The sequence below is a fragment of the Nitrospira sp. BLG_1 genome, from assembly GCF_047338595.1.
Classification (GTDB): Bacteria; Nitrospirota; Nitrospiria; order Nitrospirales; family Nitrospiraceae; genus Nitrospira_D.
On record NZ_JBLFBO010000008.1, the window covers coordinates 94,034 to 109,428 of the forward strand.

A 15,395-nucleotide genomic window follows, 5' to 3' on the forward strand; every position below is an offset into this window, starting at 1 on the left:
CGAGACGGTTTATCAGCAAAGAAGAATGGGAAGCAATGGGCTCATCGCTGGGATGAACGGGTGAGTCAAGAAAAGCTGCTCGACTCTCTAAATCGACTGAGCAGGATGTTCAGGCAAGGGGTGGCCGGTGTTATTCTTCTCATGAACTCGAATACTCGTACTCTGCTAGACCAAATGGAGCGTACTGGGTACTTACCTGCGCTTCGTAGTGTCGTAAATTCAACGTGTGTTCCTTTCTGGTGGCACGGCGTCGACGCAAACGGCAAGTATCGTATTCACCATAATGGTACGATCTGTTTCTTGCAGACAGGCAAGCGTCTGATCGGTGTTACGGCGCGTCATGTTTTCGACCGCTACCGCACTGCAAAGGTTGCACAATCTAATATCCGATGCCAGTTTGGAGGAACCGCAATAGAGCCAGAAGTTCGACTCATAGCGGAAAGCACGTTTCTCGATCTGGCTACTTTTGATGTATCTGAGATCATCGTGGCCGCTGCGGGTGCTTCTGCATATGAATCAATAACCTGGCCTACACATGAGGCCTCAGTAGGCGAAGTTATACTCTTTGGTGGTTATCCTGGAACGCTTCGAGTGGAGTATGAGGGGACCGCAGATATTCCCTTCCAATGGTTCGCAGGGACTCCTATCTCGGTTACCCGGGAAAACCTAAAACTTCACATCGATTGGGGAAACTTCCATCAACCATTTCGAGGTCAGAGCATTGACAATGTCGATATGGGAGGTTTTAGTGGTGGTCCGGTGTTTCGCTTAGTGCCTGCACCTCCAGTCGAGCGACTGGAACTCATCGGGTTCATTTACGAATGGGAACCGGCACTATCGCTCCTTCTCGCGCGACCATCCCACTACATTGCCGAGGATGGCCAGCTTGATGAGCATACTCTCTAAGGAAGTCAAAAGGTTTGCTGAGGGAAAGGGGTCGAGTGTCATTGCATGGTGGCAATTCTTTTCTCTAGGCGCAACGCAAAATTCTCCAAGCATCGATGACGTGATGGCCGCCACTACTCCTATGCCCGATATTCCGGTTGTTTATTACCCATGGATGAAATCCTGTCATCAAGGATCAGACAATTGGGTGCTCGCCGACAGCGAAATGTGAAAGTGTTGGTCAAGAGAGGAGATACGATGTAAGAAAACAGAATCATGACCTCGTTGAAAAACACCATGCAAGCTATTCTTGGGAACTTTGGTTTGGAGGTGCGGAGAAAGCAGGTTAGGGAAAAAACAAAACTTGAAACACTGCTGGCGCAATACCGGGTCGACATGGTCTTCGACATCGGCGCCAATATTGGACAGTGTGTTCCTTGGTTCAGATGGATCGGCTTTGACAAAACCATTGTGTCATTCGAGCCGGTTTCCCATCTATTTGAACAATTGAGCCAAAACGCCAGGTCTGATCCAAAGTGGTTGGTGGAACAGGTTGCCTTAGGCGAAAAAGAGGGAGCGTGCGCGATTAATGTATCCGGTGGCCATGGTGGGGCCAGCTCGTTTCTGACGATGAGTGAACATGTCGTGAAGCATGCTCCTGATCAAGCCGTCATCCGACAAGAAGAAATTAGCATTACTACTGTTGAAAAGATGATGAAGAAGTATTACCCGGAAGGTGATCGCCTCTTTCTGAAAATCGATGCACAGGGGTATGAACGGAATGTGATCGAGGGCATCGGCGGCGAATTACAGCGCGTGATAGGACTGAAGGTGGAGATGTCGCTTGTGGAGAATTATCGTGGTGAGGTGCTGTTGCGCGATATGCTGCCTTTCCTAGAGCAAAAGGGTTTCCATGTGGTGGAGTTTGAGAACGGCTGGTCGAATGAGAAGACCGGTGAAATGTATCAGGTCGATGGCGTGTTCTTCAGAACCGATAGGCTGGCCGGCATCGATGCCGGCGAAAATGAGAAGGCCGACGTGCTTACGCCAGGGCAGCGCTGAGCACCAGCTCCTCTTCTTCCGCGTGATCAGAAACGGTCGTGACTTCTCGACCTTCGATCAGATCAGTGATGCGCTCGCGATGGGCTTCAGCGTACCTTAGAAACTCGATCCCAAACTGGTTGTCCTTGTGCCACCGCACGATGGAGACGTCGATGCCAAGAGGAGCGTCACTTTCCGGAGCCTCAATATGCAGCGCGAGGTAGGTGCCTGGCGGTAGCGTCAGGTTGCTTTGCAGGCGGCATCCCGTTGCAGAAAGATCGAAGAGAACTCCGTCTGCTGCGCCGTGGTCGGTCTGAACACTGGCAGAATACCGCACGTACTTTCTTGGGCTATTCCTTAGCCTCATAGGTGCCTCCTTGCTCGTCCCTATCTGGTGTCTATATCGGTGAGACCAGAAAAAACTTGAAAGCCTTGCTAGGCATTTTCTTCCCCTTGAACCCTACTGGAGTTGAATGGTTCTAGGCTTGTATCATAGAGTGAAACCCATGTTGGAGAACTGACAGATGCCTGAGCAAACATATCCTCGTAGTCCGAAAGCTCTTCTTGGCGGCATCGCTCATCTGGGACGGTTTATCGACAAGATTCGACTGCGTCATGCCGGGCAGATTCAGGACTACAACTACATCACGGTGGGGTTCGACAAGTACCTGATCGACTTTCTTGGCATCGATGCCAACGCATTTGAGCAGCGGGTATTAGCCGGCGGGACGGATGAAGAGCTGCTTGTCTGGGTGAAGGCGAATGGTCGTAAGCCTGATGAGCAAGAGGTTATACAATGGTCCCAAGGGCTGTTGGCTGCTGGTCCAAAAGACGAGTCAGCTCGCCGGAGATTTCAAGACCGTCTTCAGGAGATTGCAACGAAGCGCGGTGTGTCGGTCGAGTCTCTTCCTCCGGTCACCACCTGGGCCGACGTTATTGAGCTTGATGAAGCGCGTCTGTCGTAGCATGGGGCATGAGTCGAACCGGTATCATCTGTCTGTCGCTTGTACTCGTGCTCGGGCTTCCTCTACTTGGTGTGTTGTGGGCCGGTGAACCGCTTGGTCGCTATCTTGAATTTCCTCCCCGCACCAGTTATGTGCAGCATGAGCCCTTCTCCTGGCCGGTATTTATCGCGATCGCCCTTCTGATCGTCATAGTTCTTGGAGCAGTCTCCTTTCGTATTGCTGTTTCAAACCATCAGCTATCAGCTGCCAGCCATCGGTCATCAGCTTTTGTGGGAACGCTTCACGCCTCATGTTTCACGCTGCCCTGGTGGGGCTGGCTCGCAATCGGATGGACCTGCCTCTGGTGGGTCGTAGCCTGGACTCGGGTTCCCTGGCTGGTCGTGGTCCAGGAGCACACATTCACGCCGCTGTGGCTCGGCTACATCATGATTGTGAACGCTTGCACGTTCGGTCGCACTGGCCGATGCATGATGCTCCATCGGCCTCGGTACTTTCTGTCACTCTTTCCTTTGAGTGCTGTGTTCTGGTGGGTCTTTGAGTATCTCAATCGATTTGTCCAGAACTGGTATTACGTTGGTGTGGCTGATCTGTCGTCGGTCGAGTATTTCTTCCGAGCGACGACTCCATTTTCCACCGTGCTGCCGGCTGTGATCGGCACGGCGGAGCTTCTGACTTCGTATCGTGTCATCAGTTCTGGCCGGAATCGGTTCAAAGCCATTCAATATCTACAGAAGAAGTGGTCGGGTTGGGTACTTGTGGGCCTGTCCTGCTGCGGACTCTTCGGCATTGGACTCTGGCCCAATTATCTTTTCCCACTGGTCTGGGTTGGACCGCTGCTGTTGGTCGTCTCGCTTCAAGTGCTCGCCGGAACACCGACCGCTTTTTCACCCCTTGCGCAGGGTGATTGGCGAGGCATCGGGGTGCCGGCATTAGCGGCGCTGATCTGCGGAATCTTTTGGGAGCTGTGGAACTGGAAGAGCCTGGCTCACTGGGAGTATGCTCTTCCATTCGTCCATCGGTTCCCGTTGTTCGAGATGCCGCTGCTCGGCTATGCAGGGTATCTTCCTTTCGGTCTCGAATGTGTGGTGGTCGCCGATCTTTGCTTGCGCCGTCAGTTTTCTGGTGGGGTGGAGTATTACACTCATGAATGATGCTCAAGCTAACAATAGAACAGCCTCTATGCCGGATCCTCGCCTGCTCCAACTTCTCGGAGTTATTGCTTTCCTGAATGTACTGCATCTCGTCGACCATCTTCTTCGAGGAGATTTTCATTGGCCGATCGACGAACAATCGATTGGATTTCTCGTCGTGGCGACGGTCATCCTGGGCGGGATGGGATTGGGAGTCTGGCTGTATCGGGCAGGATGGGTAGGCGCCCGTTTCTGGACGGTTGTCGGAATGCTTGGTCTAGGGCTCGGTTGGCTCTCGCATTTCAGCCCGATGACGGATCAGCCACTGTCGGTTATCTACCAGGGCTATGGGGCTCCCTGGGCGGGAGTCTTAGCAGTGGGCTGTCTTATCCTTCTCATGCTGTCCGTTCTTGGAGCCACGGCCTTTGCAGGATATCTCTGGAAGCGACAGAGCCATTCGTAATTGGAGCCGTTCCTATCTCATTTCCGTCCAGAGGCCGATTTGTGAACGGAACGCCAATTGACGGACGGTGGTTCGGATCACGGTGACGTCGTGTGTCTGGTCGATCGACTGTACCTGCTCGTTCGGTGAGAAGCGAATCGAGAAGAACCCTCCCGTGAAAGCAGAGAATGCCAAGGCTCGCTCAGGCGTGATCGCGACGGCGACATGGCCTCGCCCGTGCAATTGATGAACGGTTTCATTCGGTCCCAACGCTTCGCTGAACCAATGGCCACGACTTTCTTGAAACCCATGGACCCGTCGATTGGTCTGGACCAAAAGCATGCGCGGCAATACCTGATGTTGCTCCACCTGTTCCTCGACACCCAGCTGCACCTCCGTCCATCGGTGTAAGGCCGAAGAAAAGCCCAATAGCCTTCGAGTGGTCTGAGCAAGTCCCGCTGGTCCGTGAGCTGAAGCGGTGACGATCGTTTCATTGACTCCCAGTGGCTCTTCAACGGGACTCCCGCCCCCTGGTAGGGCAACGACCCTATCCTTTACGACTGTGATCAGGACATCGACAGAGCGGCCTTGGGTGTAGACAGGACTTGGGCATAGGGCAGCTATGATCAGGAGGAGAATCCCCCAGTGTCTGCTGGAAAAAGCTACCGGTATCCTATGTGTAGGGCTGTTTCCTCGTTGTCTTGCCATGCTGCATCATACAAGGGAGGGACTTGGGCTGTCTTCAGGCGCGTCGGCCTCATGCTATCTGCCGATTGTGTGACGGGAATTGGAGGTATGTCCAGAAAGCAAGACCGCCGTTGGTTCATCAGGACCGACGGCGGTCATTTATCGTGAGCACTAGGCTGGTAAAACGTTATACCGATGGGAGTGTCAGCAGTTTCTTCATCTCGCAGTGGGCCAGTACGACGTCTGGGGCGCGTTGAAGTGCCTCATAATAACTCCGCTCATATCCATCGCCAAGTTCGGAGGGGCGAATGAGTCCTCTGATTTCCGTCAATAAGATGGCGACGTCATCAACCGTTGGTTGATCGTGTCCGTCGAGCAGTTCGTCGATACGGACAACCATGTTCGATAATGGATGGAGCCAGGTAAACCAGGGGTCGTTCATCACCAGCTGGAGGAGCTGGCCAGTGGAATCCACTCGGCCATAAATCCGCTCATAGGTCAGTTGCTCAGCGACAATCAGGGCTTTATGCAAGCCTAAGAGCCCATGCCGAACATCGGCCAAGGTTCGCCGCAGTGGATTGGTTTCTCGGACGTCTGTGTGCTTTGATGAAATAGCCATAGTAGTTATTTTAACAGCTCGGTTGAAAGTTAAGGATTCAGGTACCATCCCTCTGTGAGTGACTCACTGGGATTCTTATCGGATGGCAGCCGGTCGTTCTGTAGTCGTACTCAAACTCATAACTGGACTGAGTGTGAGCCTTCGCACTCAGGTATCTCCGATATGATGAGAGGAATCGAGGGCGCCATGACGTGTCCCTCACTGTTCCGTAACTGCAGAGGGGGCGATGTCGGAGACCCGTTGCTCGTATGAATGCTGATCAGATCGTCCCTGGAAAGGCTTGTTCTTTTGAGGGCTTAGCAGGTTCCCATAGAAGGAAAATAACTCGCCGGTTAGTCGGGCCGTGTTCTCGGGATCCGTTGGGCGTTTTCGTCGGATATAGTCGTTTAACAGACGGCCCTCCGCTGTTTTGTGGACATGGGGCTGACTCAGATTCATCCGGTAGCGTGCAACGGCTCCAGCCACTCGGCTGATGAAGATGACCGTTTCGTCAGGCTCGATCTGCTCGACAATACCGACGTGTGTCAGCGGATCATTCAGCAGACCGTCCCCATTGAAATCCCAGGTGTTATCAAAGAACACCAGATCACCTGGGCGTACATCCAGGGCTTGATGAAGCATGCCATGCTGGCGCACATGATTGTGGATGAGCCGGACGCCGTTCGCATTCACCTCGGGGTGGCTACTTCGGTAGAGGTCAATCCCGTGCTCCAAAAAGATGGCACGCGTCACTCCCGCACAGTCATAGTTGATGCGCCGACCTTGAATGGTGATGGTCTTTGACCCTAATAACCGTACGGCTGAGTGAACGATGGCGGATCGACTGGGTAGGGAGGTGGGGATGGGGGCGGGAGTTGGTGCGTAAGAACTGAACGGTACCGGCTGGCGAAGGATGGGCACCGATGATCGGTCAATGTTCTTGCTGAGGTTTTGCAGTGAAGTGGATGATTCAGCGGCCACGAGCTGTGGCTTCTTGGTCGGGGTGGCGCAGGCTGTTAGAGCTACGATTGCGAGGACAATCATGATGGCGATATGTTGCATCGGTCCTCCTCTTGCTACCGTACGTTTACAAATCGCCCTTCCGCAGTCTGTCGCAGTGCATCAATATCTTCTCGCCTGGTCACGGACAGGGGAATGGTATGGGTTAATTCTTCAATGAGCAGATCGGTTGTGAGCGGCGTTTTTTGATGGAGTGCCCGATAGAGGGCGGCCATCACGGCTTGCTCAATTTCAGATCCGCTGAACCCATCGCTGGCGCTGACGATCTTCTCGAGATCGAACTGGGTGCTGTCTTGCTTGCGCAGGCCCAGATGAATTCTCCAGATCGACGCGCGTTCGGCATCGTCCGGTAAGTCGACGAAAAAGATCTCGTCGAATCGGCCCTTCCGAAGAAGTTCAGGGGGGAGCGATGAGAGATCATTGGCCGTAGCGACTACGAATACGTCATGCTTCTTTTCCTGTAACCATGTGAGAAACGCCCCAAACAGGCGACGACTCAGGCCTGCATCGGCCTCACCATTACCACCTCCTGCGACCATCGCTTTCTCGATCTCATCGATCCATAAGACAATCGGGGACAACGACTCAGCCATTTCGATCGCCTTCCGAAAGTTCTTTTCCGATTCTCCAATGAACTTGTCGAATAATCGGCCGGCATCAAGCTTCAACAGGGGGAGTTTCCACTCTCGTGCGATGGCCTTTGCCGCCAGAGACTTGCCGCAGCCTGGCACGCCAACGAACATGATCCCTCGAGGCGGAGTGAGATTGAGTGATTTGGCTTCCTGGGTAAACCCAACTTGGGCGCGCTCCAGCCACGCTTTGAGATTGTTGAATCCGCCCAACTCAAACCGGTTATCCTCCAGCGGATAGTATTCAAGCAGACCGCCGTCTTTGATCGCTTGCATCTTGCGTTTCAGGATGGTCCGCACATCCTCGGCCGAGAGGGTACCTCGCTCGACGAGACAGTGGGCGATCACCTGACGTGCTTGATGGAGCGTGAAGCCTTGTAATGCCCGGAGGATCGAATCGGATTCATCACCGGCGGGATTATTGTCTGGTATCCTGGCTTTGCCGAGCGAATTGAGAAGGCTACGCACACGGATGGTGGAATGTGGGCGAGAGACGGATCTCGGGCCGAGTGACTGCAGCAGACCTTGGAGCATTGACCGCAATTCCTCTCGATCCGGGAGCTTCAGGTCCAGCCGGACGGCAATCTTGTCGAGATCCAGTGGCAGCGCGATCGGGTGACCGGTCAGGACGCAGGTGGCCCGTGTTCGACTGTAGACGGCTGCAACCTCCCGTAGCTGGCGGCACACGGCAAAATCCTGGAGATGTGGTCCAAGATCTTTCAGCCAAAATACTGCTTCGACCGTTAACCCATGGAGGTGCTGAAGGACTGCCAGGGGGGGCGTGGTTAGTTTGCTCAGAGTTGGGCCATCATCCGCACGGGTCAGCCCTCTGGTCATTGACCATTCGAAGAGCGGCATCCGTTCCTGAGCTGTGACGGATTGCAGGAGGGCCAGCACCCGCTCCTCTTCCACTGTTTCAATGACAACGAGAGGGTGAGAAGAACGGATCAGTGTACGGAGATCATGGACGGTCGTTGAGAGAGCCATCGGACGAAAATGCTAGCACGAGGCTCTATGCTGACCAAGAAAACCACAGAATATCACTGACGGATAAGCCGACGTGTGTATGTCCGTTGCCGCTGCCATCACTTGGAACTCGTTAGGACAAGGAGGTGGGCAGACGCTGTTTTGCAACTTGCGTTCACGCTATTCAGAAAGGCCTGACATACCCTCGAGGGACAAAATCATCTGGACAGCCAATCTTGTGAAGCGTATGAAGGCCGTGAAACGTCATACGTGAAGTGTATCCCGTTCTGGATTAAAACGCTTCACGAACAACGAGCGACGGATATTCTCGTAGCGGAGCATCGACAGTTACAGGAGCAGCGTTCGTGAATAAAGTGGGGTTAGGTCTTTTGAGGGCTTTCAAGCGCCTTATTGATTTCGCTGATCAGGCGGCGCTCGATTTCACTGGTTTCCTCGTGACTCACGCTCAAGATCCGCCCTCCCTGGGCGACCCGTTCGAACTCTGCTTTCACCCCAAGCTTCGTGACACTGTCTGGAAGGGCTTCAAGTGAGACGAGATATTGGTTTCGTGAGCCCGTCATCTCAAGCGTCGCAGGGGTAGAAATCTTACGCTCAGTCACATAGACCGCCCGTTGATCGGTCTTGACGCTAACTTTTAGATGATATCCGTTCCGCGCCAGGGCGTCTTCAACTACTTTGGCCACGGTCGGCATTGGCCGCGGCAGGGTGTCGGATTGCGCACCTTTCTCCTCGATTTTGAGCGATTCTGCCATCTGTGCGGCGATCATTCGTTTCGTTTCAGCCAGCTGCAGCTCCATTTGCTCGTTGAGCCGTTTCGCGTCGGCTTTGGTCACCTCCATGCTGCTCTTGGCATCGCGGAGTTCCTGATTGAGCAGATCAATCTGTTGCTGCATGACCTTATTCCCGTCCTGCAAAGAGCTTAAGAGAGATTCTTGCTTCGCCAGTTGCCGTTTGAGTGCGTCATTCTCCACACGGAAAGGATTCTCCCGACTCCCATCGGGTGCGCAGCCGAGCGCGATCATGAACCAGACGATGCCAATTCCCAGTGACTGCGGACTGCCCAGTGTTTTATCCTGCACGTGTGCTCCTCTCAGTTGACTGGTAAGATTATCTACGCTTCGCCTCAACTTGTAAATGCGATATCGGAAATTTGATTGTTGGAAATGGCTCCTCAATCGGTGCTCTGTCATGAACAAGATGGTTGCCTGTGCGATGCTATTGCCATTTCTTTTCATGGGGTTGTCGCTTGCGGTGGAAGGAAGGCAGGGTGGTGTTGCTGTTCTACCGGAGGACTATGACCTGTACGACCGGGTCATTGAGGGCAAATTTCTTACATCCCAGATCCACTTGGTCCTACTGGAACGTATGACGGTGTCACGGCTTGTGCCGGACCAACCTGATTCCATGACGATAGCGTTTTTTCGGCAGCAAGAGTTCTTCAATGGAATGATACCGCAAGAGCTGGTCCGCGATTTTATCGGTGTCAACCAAGCACAGAGCCGACTCGAAGGCAGATTTGGATTTGGTGTGCACTATCGATTTGTGTCCGAAGAGACGAGCGATGACGTAGAGGCACGCTTGGTGGTTCCTACTCTGCATGGTCATAAGACGGCGGTGCACGCTCGCTCTGTGCTTGATCGTCTGGCGTTCTCGCGTGTGGGGCGAACGCTGAAGAACGATCAAGCTCTCGTGTACGTCGAGAATAGGCGCCGTGATGGGACTGGAGCAGGGTTCCTGGTGTGGTTTCATCGGCGGGAAGAGGTATGGGAGCTCTTTGATACGGAGGTGGTGTGGACTATGCGCGATAGCGCAGATGACGCAGCACGTCCCTAACTTGCGCCGCACGGTCCTATGGCTGTAGCATGCGACTCTATGGCTTCGCTGATTCGAAAAACGTTTTCAGTCCCGCCGCTTGGCTGTAATTGCTCGATCGTCGGTGACCCCGTCACGAAGCAAGCGGTCGTGATCGATCCCGGCGGGGCCCCGGAGAGAATTGTCCAGGAAGTGCAGCGACTGGGATTCACGATCAGTCACATTTTGCATACCCATGCCCATTTCGATCACTTTCTGGCGTCCAGCGAGCTCAAGCATACGACCGGTGCAACGTTGTGTCTCCATCAAGACGATCTCAAGCTGTGGGAAAACCTCGAACTGCAGTGCCGCATGTTTGGGGTGTCCTATCGACCGGCCCTCTTACCGGACTATTGGCTCGTCGATGAAGAAAAGGTGATGCTGGGACAGGTGCCGATTATTGCGCTCCATACGCCGGGCCATACGCCTGGGTCGATGAGCTTTCATGTGCCGAATGACCAGTTGGTACTGGCAGGTGACACCCTGTTCCGGGGCAGCATCGGCCGGACCGACTTGTGGGGCGGAAACTTTGAGGCGATTGAAGAGTCTATCCGAGAACGATTGTACACCCTCGATGATGCCACGACGGTGGTCACTGGGCATGGGCCTGAGACCGAAATTGGGTGGGAAAAGGAATCAAACCAGGTTGTCCGTGTGTGATGGTGCAGCGGGACGTGCCCCTTCGAATTGTAGCTGTTCCACAATGCCACGCTGCAGTGAGTAAGAAGGTGCGTCGTACGGCGAACCTCTAAGCGATGGGATCACAACGCAGACGGCATTTGTCAGTCGCTGCGCTACTCTTTGGCCATGCGTTCCTTGAGTCGTTCAATCCGCTTCTCAGTGGCTTGTTTAATGAATGTCATGTTCTCGGCAAGATGCTGTTGGGCGTTGATTTTCCCCTCTTCCCGGCGTTTCTGCTGATCAAGCCCAAACTGGGCAATGACCGGCCCGTCTTCCTTGTTCAGCCCTTTCCAGATCTCTATACAGCGCGGTTGTTCAGCGGGCAGATACTTATCGCAAGGTGGATCAGCCGCTGATGCTATTGCAGGTGTAATCGCAAGGCTGAGGATGAGACCAACCGAACGATACCAAGGTCGATTCATTCTGTACTCCATCTGAGTGGACGGTTGCTTGAACGAGACACCTTACCATAAGTGATGGTGTTCAGGACGCACACGGAATCGATAAGAGGTATGTGGAGATAGTACTCGAACGGTGGAGCAGAAGAAGCAAATGGGTATGAACGGATCGATAGACTCTTTCAGGCTCACTGCTTGTTGCTATGTGTTGGTCAACGGACGAGCGGACGGTTCTGGGACAACTCCTAAATCTTCATGGCTTCGTTGACTTCTTGGAGGGTTGCTTTTGCGACCGTAGCGGCACGTTTGCTGCCGGCGTCAACAATCTCATCGACCTGGGATGAATCTTGGGTGAGCTTCGCGCGTATGTCCCAGATCGGTGTCAACTGCTCCACCAACCGATCTGCCACCAGTTTCTTGCAGTCAATGCAGCCGATCGCGGCGGTTCGGCAATCTTTATTGATTTGGTCTTGAGTTCCCTGTGGCGAGTAAATCTTATGGAATTCATAGACCGGGCAGAGGTCCGGATTGCCGGGGTCGGTCCGTCTCACACGGGCTGGGTCAGTCACCATGGTTTTGAGTTTCTGTCGGACAGCCGGTTCTGTGTCCGAAAGATTGATCGTATTATGGTAGCTCTTGCTCATCTTGCGGCCATCGGTGCCGATTACCTTGGGAAACTTCGTCAGATGTTCCTTCGGCTCAGGAAACACCGATGTCTTGTAGATATCATTGAAGCGCCGCGCGAGTTCCCGTGTCAGCTCCAGATGCGGGAGTTGATCCTTACCCACCGGCACGAAATCAGGCTTGTACAAGAGGATATCGGCGGCCTGCAGGACGGGGTAGCCGAGAAAACCGTAGGTAGTGAGATCTTTCTCTTTGATCTCCTCCTGCTTTTCCTTGTAGGTCGGATTGCGTTCGAGCCAGGAGACGGGAGCCATCATTGAGAGTAAGAGATGTAAGATCGCGTGTTCGGGGATCCGGGATTGGATAAAAATCGTGGCACGTTCCGGATCGATGCCACCAGCCAACCAATCGATCAACATGTCTCGGACAAACATCCGAATACGGCTGGTGTCGGCATAGTTCGTCGAGAGGGCGTGCCAGTCCGCGACGAAAAAGTAGCAGTCATACTGTTCTTGTAAGGCCTTCCAATTCTCCAGTGCTCCCAGGTAATTGCCAAGGTGCATCAGGCCGCTGGGCTGCATCCCACTCAAAACTCGCTTTCGAATTGGCGTCATTCAGTTGCTCCTGGGCGTAGGCCGAGTGCGGTGGACAGAATGGTTCCCGACAAGGTTTTTACAAAGGTTCCTGTGATCATGTGAAGGATTCCCAGCTCCTTGTCGAACACGATCAGTCCCACCAAGATGAGCATCCCGTATGGCTCCAACCTGGCTAACGCCATGGCAGGTTGAGGCGGCAAGACCGCCGTCAAGATACGGCCACCGTCGAGCGGTGGAATGGGAAGCAGGTTGAAGAGAGCCAGGAAGACATTGATCATCACCGAGTAGAGTGCCATGACGGCGATCGGTCGCAGAAACATGGTCCCAAACAGATTGGATATCGTCTCGGCGTCCCCGGTGTTACGGATGGACAAGGAGGGATCGATCGTTAAAATCAAAGCCAGGAGCAAGGCGCTGGCGACGGCCAGCAACAGATTCATTCCTGGTCCGGCCGCCGCCGTGAGGGCCATGTCGCGCCGAGGCTGATGCATGTTTCCTGGGTTGATCGGGACCGGTTTGGCCCAGCCCAGGAGAAAACTCCCCGGCAGCATCAGGCAAATCAGGGGGAGAATAACGGTACCAAATGGGTCAATGTGCGCCAAAGGGTTGATGGTGAGGCGACCTTGAAGTTTTGCCGTCGAGTCGCCACACTTTTCCGCCATCCAGCCATGGGCATACTCGTGGAGGACCATAGCAAACAGGAGCGGGAGTCCCATATACGAGATGGTGTGGAGAATTTGTGACAACGAACTCATACCCCTGCGCTCAGTTCAGTTGCACAAACTTACCTTGTTTTACTTGAAGAAGAAAGAGCGGTCGGTGCAGAGCACCGTCAGGTCCGAATTCGGCCGGTCCCGTCAGTGTCGGGAGATTGCGTGAGGTCGCGAGGTACTCGTGCAGGGCGTCCCCGGTGATGGCTCCATGGCGAATTCCGTCGATGGCAATTCTCGCGGCATCATAGCCCTGCATGGTGAAGAGTGAGGGAGGGGACTCAAAGCGTTTCTGGTGTCGTTGGACAAACTCCTGGACACCGGGATTGAGGCTATCGATGAAGAAGCCATCGACGAACGTCGCGCCGTCGACGGCACGATCTGCGGTGCGAGCAAAATCCTGGGAATTCCATCCGTTGGTGCCGAGAAGGGGAGCCTTGATATCATGGAAGGCCAGTTGGGCGGCGAGGAGGCCGATCTCTTTTGAGCGACTGGGGATGAAGATCGCATCGAAGCCTGGTGTGTAGAGGACTCGTTTTTCGTTTCGGCTCAGCGGTTTGCCCGTTGGATTGGTTACTTCGACGGGGACTGCCAACCCGTATTTTTTCAGGTCCTCGGCCTTGAGCCGCTGGATTTGGGGAGCAAAATTGGTGTCCCCCTCCTTAAAAGCTTCCATGGCGATAATTTCGCCGTCCAGCCGCCGCACATTTTGCGCAAACAGGCGGGCTAACTCACGGCCATAGACGGTATCGGGATAGAGAATGCAGAACCGTCGATAGCCCTGTTCCTTGGCAGCGTAGGTTGCAATCCGTTCGGCCTGCATCCCATAGGTCAGTGCCGTACTGAACAGGTAATTGCCCATCCGCCGGACATTCGGGAGTGTGGCGGCCGGTGTGATTAACGGGATTCTGGTCTTTTGGGCCATTTCAGCCATGACCGGAAGATTCTTCGACAACATCGGACCGATGACGATAAGCGGACGATCCTCGTGGAGCAGCGTCGAAAGATCGTCCAGAAAGCCCTGCCGGTCGGCGTCATGGTCTTTGACGATCAGTCCAACGGGTGGTGACCCTGGCTGCTCACGAGCCCGTTCTACCGCCAGTTGAATGCCTTGAAGAACATCCGTGGCGAAGGGGGACAGCGGTCCCGACAGTGGAAGGACGGCTGCAATGAGATATTGATTGGCTTTCAATTTCGTTTTGATGAGATCGAGGGACTCGTTGACTTTTGAGAGGGAGGGGTGGGCGGGAAACGCCGCAAGGAAATGCCGAGTTTCCCGCTCTGCTAAGTGGTCTTCACCTCGTCCGGTGTAATAGTCGATCAGACGAAGTGAGGCGAGGTCACCGGGATATGAGCGAGGATAGGCCTCGCGTACGCGAATCAGGCCACGCTTATCCAGCTTGTCCGAGATGAACTGGCGGATTTGTTCACGTGTCTCGGTCATCTGTGCGTCTGAGCTGCCGACCATTCCTTCCAGCAAGGTGTGGATCGCTCGCACATAATCTTTCTTATTGGCCAGGATTTCGGCTGTCAGCTGCTGCACCTCACGCTTCGTGCTCTCGTCCTGTGTGGTAGTCCGAACTTGAGCCAACAACGGCAGAGCCAGATCAAAATTGCCCATCGCTGCATGGGTGCGGGCCATCAAGAGCTTGCCCCTGTCTAGCAGGTCGGATTCAGGAAACTCCGTCTGGAGTTGGTTGAGAGAACGAAGGGCTTCCGGATAGTCTTTGATGCCGTAGAGGGCGGCACCGAGTAGTAAGTAGGTGTCGTCAAGGTGTTCAGGAGGAGGAGTCGTGGTTAAGAATCGACGGAGCACGGTCACCGCCGATTCGGACGCGCCCTTTTCAATCAACTGCTTGGCCTGGTTCAATACTGGTGGGATGGGAACGAGGGGTTTGGGGGACTCTGTCGTTCCTGGCAGTTCCGAGCGTGTGAGACCAAGGGCCTCACCGAGCGTAAATGTCCCGCTGATGGTGAGAACCAGCAACAGTCGAGCAGCGTTGAGCAGTAGGCGATGTGAATAGGCGAGCATTCCGTTGGGCCGATGGTAGGCCGTACGCAGACTAGTATCGGAAAGGCGGTGGCCTGTCAAGGAGAACTATAATGGGAGTGTCATTGTGCGGAATGCGCGAGTTGGCTATAGTTCGGTTA

At 54.2% G+C, this 15,395-nt stretch carries 18 protein-coding genes; 8 read left to right on the forward strand and 10 right to left on the reverse strand.

All coding sequences use genetic code 11. From position 1 onward, the window contains the following. Positions 1-60 precede the first annotated feature (60 nt). The 3 genes from ACMTNU_RS09785 to ACMTNU_RS09795 are packed head-to-tail and all read left to right on the forward strand — an operon-like array spanning position 61 to position 1,947. Positions 61-906 carry a hypothetical protein gene (locus tag ACMTNU_RS09785; protein ID WP_413935058.1) on the forward strand — a complete coding sequence of 282 codons (846 nt, stop codon included), beginning with the start codon at positions 61-63 and terminating at the stop codon, positions 904-906. Then, positions 890-1,117, forward strand: coding sequence for a hypothetical protein (locus ACMTNU_RS09790; protein ID WP_413935059.1), 228 nt, complete (start codon positions 890-892; stop codon positions 1,115-1,117). The genes ACMTNU_RS09785 and ACMTNU_RS09790 overlap by 17 nt, the downstream gene beginning before the upstream one ends. Before the next feature lie 44 nt (positions 1,118-1,161). Further along, positions 1,162-1,947 (forward strand): FkbM family methyltransferase, encoded by a 786-nt coding sequence (locus tag ACMTNU_RS09795; protein ID WP_413935060.1) that lies wholly within the window; start codon positions 1,162-1,164, stop codon positions 1,945-1,947. Here the strand turns inward: ACMTNU_RS09795 and ACMTNU_RS09800 are convergent. Continuing rightward, complete coding sequence (locus ACMTNU_RS09800; protein WP_413935061.1) at positions 1,928-2,293, reverse strand: PilZ domain-containing protein; 366 nt, start codon at positions 2,291-2,293, stop codon at positions 1,928-1,930. The genes ACMTNU_RS09795 and ACMTNU_RS09800 overlap by 20 nt on opposite strands. Positions 2,294-2,450: 157 nt before the next feature. On the opposite strand from ACMTNU_RS09800, the gene ACMTNU_RS09805 reads away from it, so the two are divergent. Genes ACMTNU_RS09805 through ACMTNU_RS09815 form a run of 3 tightly spaced genes read left to right on the forward strand, consistent with a single transcriptional unit; the run spans position 2,451 to position 4,484 of the window. After that, a complete protein-coding gene (locus ACMTNU_RS09805) occupies positions 2,451-2,891 on the forward strand; it encodes a DUF5069 domain-containing protein (protein ID WP_413935062.1) in 441 nt (146 codons plus the stop codon). Positions 2,892-2,899: 8 nt separating this feature from the next. Then, the gene (locus ACMTNU_RS09810; RefSeq protein WP_413935063.1) at positions 2,900-4,042 is read left to right on the forward strand and encodes a hypothetical protein; all 1,143 of its coding nucleotides are present in this window, start codon (positions 2,900-2,902) and stop codon (positions 4,040-4,042) included. Between the two features lie 28 nt (positions 4,043-4,070). Next, a complete protein-coding gene (locus ACMTNU_RS09815; RefSeq protein WP_413935064.1) occupies positions 4,071-4,484 on the forward strand; it encodes a hypothetical protein in 414 nt (137 codons plus the stop codon). 12 nt (positions 4,485-4,496) lie between these two features. On the opposite strand, the gene ACMTNU_RS09820 is transcribed toward ACMTNU_RS09815, so the two are convergent. From ACMTNU_RS09820 to ACMTNU_RS09840, 5 genes are all read right to left on the reverse strand, one after another. After that, positions 4,497-5,171 carry a hypothetical protein gene (locus ACMTNU_RS09820; protein ID WP_413935065.1) on the reverse strand — a complete coding sequence of 225 codons (675 nt, stop codon included), beginning with the start codon at positions 5,169-5,171 and terminating at the stop codon, positions 4,497-4,499. Positions 5,172-5,337: 166 nt separating this feature from the next. Further along, complete coding sequence (locus tag ACMTNU_RS09825) at positions 5,338-5,769, reverse strand: hypothetical protein (protein WP_413935066.1); 432 nt, start codon at positions 5,767-5,769, stop codon at positions 5,338-5,340. A 198-nt stretch (positions 5,770-5,967) separates the two neighbouring features. Next, positions 5,968-6,810: an NlpC/P60 family protein gene (locus ACMTNU_RS09830; protein ID WP_413935067.1), complete on the reverse strand. Its 843-nt coding sequence runs from the start codon at positions 6,808-6,810 to the stop codon at positions 5,968-5,970. 14 nt (positions 6,811-6,824) lie between these two features. Continuing rightward, complete coding sequence (locus ACMTNU_RS09835) at positions 6,825-8,384, reverse strand: AAA family ATPase (protein ID WP_413935068.1); 1,560 nt, start codon at positions 8,382-8,384, stop codon at positions 6,825-6,827. A 359-nt stretch (positions 8,385-8,743) separates the two neighbouring features. Beyond that, on the reverse strand, positions 8,744-9,463 hold the full coding sequence (locus ACMTNU_RS09840; protein WP_413935069.1) for a hypothetical protein: 720 nt from the start codon (positions 9,461-9,463) through the stop codon (positions 8,744-8,746). A gap of 109 nt (positions 9,464-9,572) precedes the next feature. Here ACMTNU_RS09840 and ACMTNU_RS09845 point away from each other — a divergent pair, with 109 nt between their 5' ends. Both ACMTNU_RS09845 and ACMTNU_RS09850 read left to right on the forward strand, forming a co-directional pair. Then, complete coding sequence (locus ACMTNU_RS09845; protein WP_413935070.1) at positions 9,573-10,217, forward strand: hypothetical protein; 645 nt, start codon at positions 9,573-9,575, stop codon at positions 10,215-10,217. A gap of 39 nt (positions 10,218-10,256) precedes the next feature. Continuing rightward, a complete protein-coding gene (locus ACMTNU_RS09850) occupies positions 10,257-10,895 on the forward strand; it encodes an MBL fold metallo-hydrolase (RefSeq protein WP_413935071.1) in 639 nt (212 codons plus the stop codon). A 134-nt stretch (positions 10,896-11,029) separates the two neighbouring features. On the opposite strand, the gene ACMTNU_RS09855 is transcribed toward ACMTNU_RS09850, so the two are convergent. From ACMTNU_RS09855 to ACMTNU_RS09870, 4 genes are all read right to left on the reverse strand, one after another. Continuing rightward, positions 11,030-11,338, reverse strand: a complete 309-nt coding sequence (locus ACMTNU_RS09855) for a hypothetical protein (protein WP_413935072.1) — start codon at positions 11,336-11,338, stop codon at positions 11,030-11,032. Between the two features lie 221 nt (positions 11,339-11,559). Further along, positions 11,560-12,552: a tryptophan--tRNA ligase gene (gene trpS, locus ACMTNU_RS09860; RefSeq protein ID WP_413935073.1), complete on the reverse strand. Its 993-nt coding sequence runs from the start codon at positions 12,550-12,552 to the stop codon at positions 11,560-11,562. Further along, positions 12,549-13,289 (reverse strand): site-2 protease family protein, encoded by a 741-nt coding sequence (locus ACMTNU_RS09865; protein ID WP_413935074.1) that lies wholly within the window; start codon positions 13,287-13,289, stop codon positions 12,549-12,551. The genes trpS and ACMTNU_RS09865 overlap by 4 nt, the downstream gene beginning before the upstream one ends. Positions 13,290-13,299: 10 nt before the next feature. Continuing rightward, positions 13,300-15,276: a penicillin-binding protein activator gene (locus ACMTNU_RS09870; RefSeq protein WP_413935075.1), complete on the reverse strand. Its 1,977-nt coding sequence runs from the start codon at positions 15,274-15,276 to the stop codon at positions 13,300-13,302. Positions 15,277-15,395: the final 119 nt, after the last annotated feature.